General features: G+C 70.3%; 6 protein-coding genes. All 6 read left to right on the top strand.

From position 1 onward, the window contains the following. The first annotated feature begins 73 nt into the window (after positions 1-73). On the top strand, positions 74-1,426 hold the full coding sequence (locus ACFV8H_RS32290) for a M16 family metallopeptidase (protein WP_375896080.1): 1,353 nt from the start codon (positions 74-76) through the stop codon (positions 1,424-1,426). Between the two features lie 29 nt (positions 1,427-1,455). Beyond that, the gene (gene dapB, locus ACFV8H_RS32295; protein ID WP_380407067.1) at positions 1,456-2,223 is read left to right on the top strand and encodes a 4-hydroxy-tetrahydrodipicolinate reductase; all 768 of its coding nucleotides are present in this window, start codon (positions 1,456-1,458) and stop codon (positions 2,221-2,223) included. Between the two features lie 25 nt (positions 2,224-2,248). Then, positions 2,249-2,707: a hypothetical protein gene (locus ACFV8H_RS32300; protein ID WP_380407069.1), complete on the top strand. Its 459-nt coding sequence runs from the start codon at positions 2,249-2,251 to the stop codon at positions 2,705-2,707. Next, on the top strand, positions 2,704-3,435 hold the full coding sequence (gene thyX / locus ACFV8H_RS32305; protein ID WP_380407071.1) for an FAD-dependent thymidylate synthase: 732 nt from the start codon (positions 2,704-2,706) through the stop codon (positions 3,433-3,435). Before ACFV8H_RS32300 ends, thyX begins: the two co-directional genes overlap by 4 nt. Positions 3,436-3,649: 214 nt before the next feature. After that, on the top strand, positions 3,650-4,549 hold the full coding sequence (gene dapA / locus ACFV8H_RS32310) for a 4-hydroxy-tetrahydrodipicolinate synthase (RefSeq protein ID WP_380407073.1): 900 nt from the start codon (positions 3,650-3,652) through the stop codon (positions 4,547-4,549). 171 nt (positions 4,550-4,720) lie between these two features. Next, positions 4,721-6,406, top strand: coding sequence for a ribonuclease J (locus ACFV8H_RS32315; RefSeq protein WP_375896092.1), 1,686 nt, complete (start codon positions 4,721-4,723; stop codon positions 6,404-6,406). Positions 6,407-6,701 lie beyond the last annotated feature (295 nt).

Genomic DNA, 6,701 nt, shown 5'->3' on the forward strand with positions numbered 1-6,701 from the left:
GGGCCGCACCCTGTTGTCCACGCGTTCGTCCGTACGTGCCATTCCACGTGCGTTTCCTCTGGAGGTACCCCCCGTGGCCCAGGCCCCGGCGGTAAAGCAGCGTCCCGGCTCCACCCGGACCCTGCTCAAGGGCGTCGACGGCGCCGGCACGGTGCGCCGCACCGTCCTCCCCGGCGGCCTGCGGGTCGTCACCGAGACCCTGCCGACGGTGCGCTCCGCGACCTTCGGCATCTGGGTCGGCGTCGGTTCGCGGGACGAGACCCCGCAGCTCAACGGCGCCACCCACTACCTGGAGCACCTGCTCTTCAAGGGCACCGAGCGGCGCAGCGCGCTGGACATCTCGGCGGCCCTGGACGCGGTCGGCGGCGAGATGAACGCCTTCACCGCGAAGGAGAACACCTGCTACTACGCCCGGGTCCTGGACACCGACCTGCCGCTGGCCATCGACGTGGTCTGCGACATGCTCACCGGCTCGCTGATCCGCGCCGAGGACGTCGACGCCGAACGCGGCGTCATCCTCGAGGAGATGGCGATGGCCGAGGACGACCCGGGTGACGTCGTCCACGACCTGTTCGCCAAGGTGATCTTCGGCAGCGGTCCGCTCGGCCGCCCGATCCTCGGCACCCAGGAGACCATCAAGGCCCTCACCCGGGACCAGGTCGCCGGCTTCTACCACCGCCGCTACCGCCCGGAGAACCTGGTCGTCGCGGCGGCCGGCAACCTCGACCACCGCAAGGTCGTCAAGCAGGTCCAGGAGGCCTTCGCGCCGGTGCTGGCCCGCTCCACCGCGGCGCCCGCCGAGGCCCGCCGCGGCGTCAAGGCGCTGCGTACGGCCGGCCGGGTCGAGGTGCTCAACCGCTCCACCGAGCAGGCCCACCTGGTGCTGGGCGTGCCCGGCGTGCCCCGGCACGACGAGCGCCGCTGGGCGATGGGCGTGCTCAACGCGGCCCTGGGCGGCGGGATGAGCTCCCGGCTGTTCCAGGAGGTCCGGGAGAAGCGCGGCCTGGCCTACTCCGTCTACTCGTACTCCTCCTCCTACGCGGACAGCGGCCTGTTCGGCATCTACGCCGGCTGCCAGCCCAAGCGCGTCGAGGAGGTGCTGCGGATCTGCCGCGAGGAGCTCGCCAAGGTGGTCGCCGACGGCATCACCGAGGAGGAGCTGCAGCGCGCGATCGGCCAGATCTCCGGCTCCACCGTGCTCGGCATGGAGGACACCGGCTCGCTGATGAACCGGATCGGCAAGGCCGAACTCAGCTACGGGCACCACCTGTCGGTGGACGACATGCTGGCGCGGATCGCCGCGGTGACCCTGGAGGACGTCCACGCGGTGGCCCGTGATGTGCTGGGCGCGTACCGGCCGTCGCTGGCGCTGATCGGGCCGGTCAACGACAAGCGGGCCGCCCGGCTCGCCGATCTGCTGGTCTGAGGATTGTCCCCCCGGAGAGGAACGTCGCTATGACGCTGCGTGTCGCCGTGATCGGTGCCAACGGACGGATCGGCTCGGAGGCGGTCAAGGCCGTCGAGGCCGCGCCGGACCTGGAGCTGGTGGCCACCCTCGGCCGCGGCTCGAAGCTGGAGGAGCTGACCGAGGCCGGTGCCCAGGTCGCCGTCGAACTCACCCACCCGGACTCGGTGATGGGCAACCTCGACTACTGCGTCCACCACGGCATCCACGTGGTCACCGGCACGACCGGCTGGGACGACCTGCGGCTGGCCGAGCTGGAGGGCTGGCTCGTCCCGGCCGAGGCCACCGGCCGTCCGCCGCTGCCCGTCGGCGTCCTGATCGCGCCCAACTTCTCCATCGGCGCCATCCTCGGCATGAAGTTCTCCCAGCTGGCGGCGAAGTACTTCGAGTCGGTCGAGGTGGTCGAACTCCACCACGACCGCAAGGCCGACGCCCCCAGCGGCACCGCCACCCGCACCGCCCAGCTGATCGCCGCGGCCCGCGCCGAGGCCGGCCGCCCGAAGCAGCAGGACCCGACCACCCACAGCCTGCCCGGCGCGCGCGGCGCCGACGTGGACGGGGTGCCGGTGCACGCCGTACGGCTGCGCGGCCTGCTCGCCCACCAGCAGGTGATGTTCGGCGACACCGGCGAGACGCTCACCATCCGGCACGACTCGCTGCACCACAGCAGCTTCATGCCGGGCATCCTGCTGGGCGTGCGCAAGGTCGTCGAGACCCCGGGGCTGACCTTCGGCCTCGAACACTTCCTGGACCTGTGACCGTGGTGAACCCCAGGAGCGCGACATGACCTCCCGTACCGGCTTCTTCGTCCTGTCCGGCGTGCTGCTGCTGGTCGCCCTCCTCTGCGTGGGGGAGGGCGTCCAGCTGGTCGCCACCGGAAAGCCGCTCGGCATCGGCATCGGCTTCTGCGCCTTCGTGATCCCGGTGATCGGCATCTGGTTCCTGCGCCAGACCGTCCGCTTCGGCCGGGCCAGCGAGCAGCTCGCCCGCGAGCTGGAGGCCGAGGGCGGCCTGCCGGTGGACGAGCTCCGGCGCACCGGCGGCGGACGGATCGACCGGGCCTCGGCCGACGCGGTGTTCACCCGCCGCCAGGCCGAGGCGGAGGCCGCGCCGGGCGACTGGCGGGTCTGGTTCCGCCTCGCCGTGGCCTACGCCGACGCCGGCGACACCCCGCGCGCCCGCAAGACCATGCAGCACGCCATCAAGCTGCACAGCACCGAACCCGCAAGGAGTAACGCGTGAGCGACGAACCGACGGCCCCCAGCTTCCGGAGCGACGTGACGGTGGAGCTGGTCCGCAGCGCCGCCGCCGATTCGGACGTCATCTGGTCGGCCCGGGTGTCGACCGCGGGGGAGCAGTCCCTGGACGCGCTCCAGCAGGACCCGGAGAAGTCCAAGGGCCTGATCAACTTCCTGATGCGCGACCGGCACGGCACGCCGTTCGAGCACAACTCGATGACCTTCTTCATCAGCGCGCCGATCTTCGTGTTCCGCGAGTTCCACCGGCACCGCAGCGGCTGGTCGTACAACGAGGAGTCCGGCCGCTACCGCGAGCTGGAGCCGGTCTTCTACGTCCCGGGCACCGACCGCAAGCTGGTCCAGCAGGGCCGTCCGGGCAAGTACGAGTTCCACGAGGGCACCCCGGAGCAGCACGAGACCACCACCGGGGCGATGGAGGCCGCGTACCGCGAGTCCTACGCCCGCTACCAGGAGATGCTGGCGGCCGGCGTGGCCCGCGAGGTGGCCCGGGCGGTGCTGCCGGTCGGCCTGTTCTCCTCGATGTACGCGACCTGCAACGCGCGCTCGCTGATGCACTTCCTCTCGCTGCGCACCCGGCGGGAGAACTCGGCGGTGCCGTCCTTCCCGCAGCGCGAGATCGAGATGGTCGCGGAGCGGATGGAGGAGCAGTGGGCGCAGCTCATGCCGCTCACCCATGCGGCCTTCGAGAAGCACGGCCGGGTCGCCCCCTGACCTGGGACGACAGGCATATGGGCAGAGTGTCGGGCATGTCTGGATTGCGGCTTTTCTAGCCGCTCCCTACATTCGTGACCACGGATCCCGGTGCTGCCCGAACCCCCGAGCGGGCAGCACCGGGATCCCATTCCCCCGCCCCTGGCCTGCTCACCTGTCCGAACCCTGGACCGGCATGGATACCGCCCCACCGCCTACGAGTAGCTTTGGACGCATGGCTCCGACCTCCACCCCCCAGACGCCGTTCGGCCGGGTACTGACCGCGATGGTCACCCCGTTCACCGCCGACGGCGCGCTCGACCTCGACGGCGCCCAGCGCCTCGCCACGCACCTCGTCGACTCCGGGAACGACGGCCTCGTCGTCAACGGCACCACCGGTGAGTCCCCGACCACCAGCGACGCCGAGAAGGCCCAGCTCGTCCGCGCCGTGGTGGAGGCGGTCGGGGACCGTGCCCACGTGGTGGCCGGGGTCGGCACCAACGACACCCACCACAGCGTCGAACTGGCCCGCCAGGCGGAGGCGGCCGGGGCGCACGGCCTGCTGGTCGTCACGCCGTACTACAACAAGCCCCCGCAGGAGGGCCTGTACCGGCACTTCACGCAGGTCGCCGACGCCACCGGCCTGCCGGTCATGACGTACGACATCCCGGGCCGCAGCGGGGTCGCGCTGAGCCACGAGACCCTGGTCCGGCTCGGCGAGCACCCGCGGATCGTCGCCAACAAGGACGCCAAGGGCGACCTCGGCGCGGCGGCCTGGGCGATCGCCCGCTCCGACCTCGCCTGGTACTCCGGCGACGACATCCTCAACCTGCCGCTGCTGTCCGTCGGGGCCGTCGGCGTGGTCAGCGTCGTCGGGCACGTGGTCGCCGGCGAGTTGAAGGCCATGATCGAGGCCTACCTGGCCGGCGATGTGGCCAAGGCCACCGCCGTCCACCAGGGCCTGCTGCCGGTGTTCACCGGTATGTTCCGCACCCAGGGCGTGATCCTCACCAAGGCCGCGCTGGACCTCCAGGGCCTGCCCGCCGGGCCGCTGCGCCTGCCCCTGGTCGGCGCGACGTCCGAGGAGATCGACCGATTGAAGCAGGATCTCGCCTCCGGCGGGGTACACCTGTAGCAGACACAGACGTGCGCGCCCCGGCTCGCCGGACCCGACCGGGTCCGCCGCTGGACCGGACCGAAGGCGCGAGAGCACAGACCCAGTAGGAAGAACGACACTGAGTACGCACGCCATATGTCTCCAGGGGGAGGACCCCGGGCATATGGCGTGCGTCGTGAGGAGAGTCTTTTGAGCCACCCGCACCCCGAACTCGGCGCGCCCCCGGCCCTCAAGGAGGGCGCCCTCCGCATCACTCCGCTCGGCGGCCTCGGCGAGATCGGCCGCAACATGACGGTCCTCGAGTACGGCGACCGCATCCTGATCATCGACTGCGGCGTCCTCTTCCCCGAGGACGAGCAGCCCGGCGTGGACCTGATCCTCCCGGACTTCAGCTACATCCGGGACCGCCTCGACAAGGTCGACGGCATCGTCCTCACCCACGGCCACGAGGACCACATCGGCGCCGTCCCGTTCCTCCTGCGGGAGAACCCGGACATCCCGCTGATCGGCTCCAAGCTGACCCTCGCCCTGATCGAGGCCAAGCTCGCCGAGCACCGCATCCGGCCGTACGTGCTGGAGGTCAAGGAGGGCGAGCGCGAGCGCATCGGTCCCTTCGACTGCGAGTTCATCGCGGTCAACCACTCCATCCCGGACGCCCTCGCCGTGGCGGTCCGCACCCCCGCCGGCATGGTCGTGGCCACCGGTGACTTCAAGATGGACCAGCTGCCGCTGGACGGCCGCCTCACCGACCTGCCGACCTTCGCCAAGCTGGCGGAGGAGGGCATGGACCTGCTGCTGGTGGACTCCACCAACGCCGAGGTCCCCGGCTTCATCCCGCACGAGCGCGACATCTCGGCCGCGCTGCGAAACGTTTTCGCGAACGCCGACAAGCGCATCATCGTCGCGTCCTTCGCCAGCCACGTGCACCGCATCCAGCAGGTGCTGGACGCCGCGCACGAGTACAAGCGCAAGGTCGCCTTCGTCGGCCGCTCGATGGTCCGCAACATGGGCATCGCCCGTGACCTCGGGTACCTCAAGGTCCCCGGCAACATGGTCGTCGACGTCAAGCAGCTCGACGACCTGCCGGACAAGGAGGTCGTGCTGATCTGCACCGGCTCCCAGGGCGAGCCGATGGCGGCGCTGTCCCGGATGGCCAACCGCGACCACCAGATCCGCATCGTGGAGGGCGACACCGTCGTCCTGGCGTCCTCGCTCATCCCGGGCAACGAGAACGCCGTCTACCGCGTGATCAACGGCCTGACCCGCTGGGGCGCCAAGGTCGTGCACAAGGGCAACGCCAAGGTGCACGTCTCCGGCCACGCCTCGGCCGGCGAGCTGCTGTACTTCTTCAACATCTGCAAGCCGCGCAACCTGATGCCGGTCCACGGCGAGTGGCGCCACCTGCGGGCGGCCGCCGAGCTCGGCATCGCCACCGGCGTGCCGCGCAACCGCGTGGTCATCGCCGAGGACGGCGTCTGCGTCGACCTGGAGAAGGGCGTCGCCCGGATCGTCGGCAAGGTCCGGGCCGGCTACGTCTACGTCGACGGCGCCTCGGTCGGCGACATCACCGAGGCCTCGCTCAAGGACCGCAGGATCCTCGGCGAGGAGGGCTTCATCTCGGTCTTCGTCGCGGTCGACACCACCAACGGCAAGCTGGTCGGCAGCCCGACCATCCAGGCCCGCGGCTCCGGCATCGACGACAACGCCTTCGTGCCGGTCGTCGCCAAGCTCCAGGAGGCCCTGGACCGCTCGGCGAGCGACGGCGTGCTGGAGCCCCGCCAGGTGCAGCAGCTGGTCCGTCGGACCATCGGCAAGTGGGTCGCGGACAACTACCGCCGCCGGCCGATGATCCTGCCGGTCGTCGTCGAGGTCTGAGCCCCGCTCCAGACCCTCGTCCGGCCCCGCTGAGGCTGGTTTGACGTGGGGCGACCCGGTGCGTAATGTTCTCCGGGTTGCCCCACGGGACGAGCCCCAAGGAAGTCCTCGAATACGAATGCGAATTCGAGAACTACCGGGAAAACGGACCGAGAAACTCTGGTAGAGTTCGGGAGCGCCGAAAGGCAAAAGCCAAATCGGATGAATGAAACTCCGGAAAACGGAGCGGAAAACATCTGATAAGCTTGAAACACGAAAGAACGAAGCGCCCGGAGGGCCCGCTGGAAGGCGGTCC

This window comes from Kitasatospora sp. NPDC059827, assembly GCF_042731675.1.
Lineage (GTDB): Bacteria > Actinomycetota > Actinomycetes > Streptomycetales > Streptomycetaceae > Kitasatospora.